The 3,446-nt window shown below is 57.4% G+C and carries 2 rRNA genes; both read left to right on the forward strand.

The features are described 5' to 3' along the window. The first annotated feature begins 69 nt into the window (after positions 1–69). Positions 70–3,183: ribosomal RNA gene (locus ACSNOA_RS00010) — 23S ribosomal RNA — on the forward strand. An 86-nt stretch (positions 3,184–3,269) separates the two neighbouring features. Next, positions 3,270–3,386, forward strand: a 5S ribosomal RNA gene (gene rrf / locus ACSNOA_RS00015). Positions 3,387–3,446: the final 60 nt, after the last annotated feature.

The following is a 3,446-nucleotide window of genomic DNA, read 5'->3' on the forward strand; positions in this document are numbered from 1 at the left end:
GGTGTGGGGCTTTTGGGTTGTGGGTTGGTCGTTTGTTGAGAATTGCACAGTGGACGCGAGCATCTTTGTGGTCAAGTTGTCAAGGGCGAACGGTGGATGCCTTGGCACCAGGAGCCGATGAAGGACGTGGGAGGCCGCGATAGGCCTGGGGGAGCTGTCAACCGAGCTGTGATCCCAGGGTGTCCGAATGGGGGAACCCGGCTGGAGTCATGTCCAGTCACCCGCACCTGAACACATAGGGTGTGTGGGGGGAACGCGGGGAAGTGAAACATCTCAGTACCCGTAGGAAGAGAAAACAATTTAGTGATTCCGTGAGTAGTGGCGAGCGAAAGCGGATTGAGGCTAAACCGGCTGCGTGTGATACCTGTCAGGGGTTGCGTGGTCGGGGTTGTGGGACCCCACTGAACATGCTGACACGTGTTCGAGGAGTTACAAAGCCAGTGGTTAGTCGAATAGTCTGGAAAGGCTGACCGTAGACGGTGAGAGTCCGGTAGGTGAAAACTGCTGGTCTTCTGTGGGTGTTCCCGAGTAGCGGCGGACTCCTGAAATCTGCCGTGAATCTGCCAGGACCACCTGGTAAGCCTAAATACTTCCTGGTGACCGATAGCGGACGAGTACCGTGAGGGAATGGTGAAAAGTACCCCGGGAGGGGAGTGAAATAGTACCTGAAACCGTTCGCCTACAATCCGTCGGAGCCTTTAGGGGTGACGGCGTGCCTTTTGAAGAATGAGCCTGCGAGTTAGTGGCATGTGGCGAGGTTAACCCGTGTGGGGGAGCCGTAGCGAAAGCGAGTCTGAATAGGGCGATTCAGTCGCGTGTCCTAGACCCGAAGCGGGGTGATCTAGCCATGGGCAGGCTGAAGCGCGGGTAAGACCGCGTGGAGGGCCGAACCCACCAACGTTGAAAAGTTGGGGGATGACCTGTGGTTAGGGGTGAAAGGCCAATCAAACTCCGTGATAGCTGGTTCTCCCCGAAATGCATTTAGGTGCAGCGTCGCGTGTTTCTTGCCGGAGGTAGAGCACTGGATGGTCTAGGGGGCCCACAAGCTTACCGAAATCAGCCAAACTCCGAATGCCGGTAAGTGAGAGCGCGGCAGTGAGACTGCGGGGGATAAGCTTCGTAGTCGAGAGGGAAACAGCCCAGATCACCAGCTAAGGCCCCTAAGCGTGTGCTAAGTGGAAAAGGATGTGGGGTCGCATAGACAACCAGGAGGTTGGCTTAGAAGCAGCCACCCTTTAAAGAGTGCGTAATAGCTCACTGGTCAAGTGGTTCCGCGCCGACAATGTAGCGGGGCTCAAGCACACCGCCGAAGCTGTGGCACTCACACAATAACTTCGCCGGCGCCTTCGGGTGTTGGTGCAGGTGTGTGGGTGGGTAGGGGAGCGTCGTGCCGGGGGTGAAGCAGCCGAGTGATCGAGTTGTGGACGCGGCACGAGTGAGAATGCAGGCATGAGTAGCGAAAGAAGGGTGAGAAACCCTTCCGCCGGATGACCAAGGGTTCCAGGGCCAGGCTAATCCGCCCTGGGTGAGTCGGGACCTAAGGCGAGGCCGAGAGGCGTAGTCGATGGACAACGGGTTGATATTCCCGTACCCGCGAAGGAGCGACCCTGACGAACCTCGTTGTGCTAACCACCCGAACTGTGGGCGGTCTTCGGACCAATCACGGGGAGCGTGGGAACCTGGCGGGTAGTAGTCAAGCGATGGGGTGACGCAGGAAGGTAGCTGAGCCCGGCCGGTGGTTGTGCCGGGGTAAGCGTGTAGGCCGTGCCGTAGGCAAATCCGCGGTGCATGAAGGCTGAGACGTGATGCCGAGCCGATTCAGGTGAAGTCAGTGATCCTATGCTGCCGAGAAAAGCCTCTAGCGAGTTCCGAGCGGCCCGTACCCCAAACCGACACAGGTGGTCAGGTAGAGAATACCGAGGCGATCGGGCGAACTGTGGTTAAGGAACTCGGCAAATTGCCCCCGTAACTTAGGGAGAAGGGGGGCCGGAGACGTGAAGCCCCGCGCGGGTGGAGCGTTGTATGGCCGCAGAGAGCAGGGGGAAGCGACTGTTTACTAAAAACACAGGTCCATGCGAAGAAGTAATTCGATGTATATGGACTGACGCCTGCCCGGTGCTGGAACGTTAAGGGGACCTGTTAGCTCTTTCGGGGGCGAAGCGGAGAACTTAAGCGCCAGTAAACGGCGGTGGTAACTATAACCATCCTAAGGTAGCGAAATTCCTTGTCGGGTAAGTTCCGACCTGCACGAATGGCGTAACGACTTCCCCACTGTCTCAACCACAGGCCCGGCGAAATTGCACTACGAGTAAAGATGCTCGTTACGCGCGGCAGGACGGAAAGACCCCGGGACCTTTACTATAGCTTGACATTGGTATCCGAATTAGCTTGTGTAGGATAGGTGGGAGCCGGTGAAGTCCATACGCCAGTATGGGTGGAGGCAATCTTGAAATACCACTCTGGTTGATTTGGGTATCTAACTTCGGACCGTTATCCGGTTCAGGGACAGTGTCTGGTGGGTAGTTTAACTGGGGCGGTTGCCTCCTAAAGGGTAACGGAGGCGCCCAAAGGTTCCCTCAGCCTGGTTGGCAATCAGGTGTTGAGTGCAAGTACACAAGGGAGCTTGACTGTGAGACTGACAGGTCGAGCAGGGACGAAAGTCGGGACTAGTGATCCGGCACTTGCGTGTGGAAGCGGTGTCGCTCAACGGATAAAAGGTACCCCGGGGATAACAGGCTGATCTTCCCCAAGAGTCCATATCGACGGGATGGTTTGGCACCTCGATGTCGGCTCGTCGCATCCTGGGGCTGTAGCAGGTCCCAAGGGTTGGGCTGTTCGCCCATTAAAGCGGTACGCGAGCTGGGTTTAGAACGTCGTGAGACAGTTCGGTCCCTATCCGCCGCGCGCGTAGGATACTTGAGAAGGGCTGTCCCTAGTACGAGAGGACCGGGACGGACGAACCTCTGGTGTGCCAGTTGTCCCGCCAGGGGCACGGCTGGTTAGCTACGTTCGGAAGGGATAACCGCTGAAAGCATCTAAGCGGGAAGCTCGCTTCAAGATGAGGTATCCCACCCACCTTTGTGGGGTAAGGCCCCCAGCTAGACGACTGGGTTGATAGGCCGGAAATGTAAGCCCGGTAACGGGTTCAGTTGACCGGTACTAATAGGCCGAGGACTTGACTACGAAAGTGCGCGCCCACTGTGCAACTCCCGACAAACGAACAACAAACCCCGCGCGCGTGTGGGTGTTGTTTGATATGTCGATAGAGTTACGGCGGTCATGGCGGAGGGGAAACGCCCGGTTACATTCCGAACCCGGAAGCTAAGCCCTCCAGCGCCGATGGTACTGCACTCGCGAGGGTGTGGGAGAGTAGGACACCGCCGGACATTCTTTCTGTCAGGGCCATCCCGATACCGGGATGGCCCTGACAGCATTTCTGGACCATT

Origin of the sequence: Micromonospora sp. URMC 103 (assembly GCF_051386435.1) — a bacterium.
Classification (GTDB): Bacteria; Actinomycetota; Actinomycetes; order Mycobacteriales; family Micromonosporaceae; genus Micromonospora.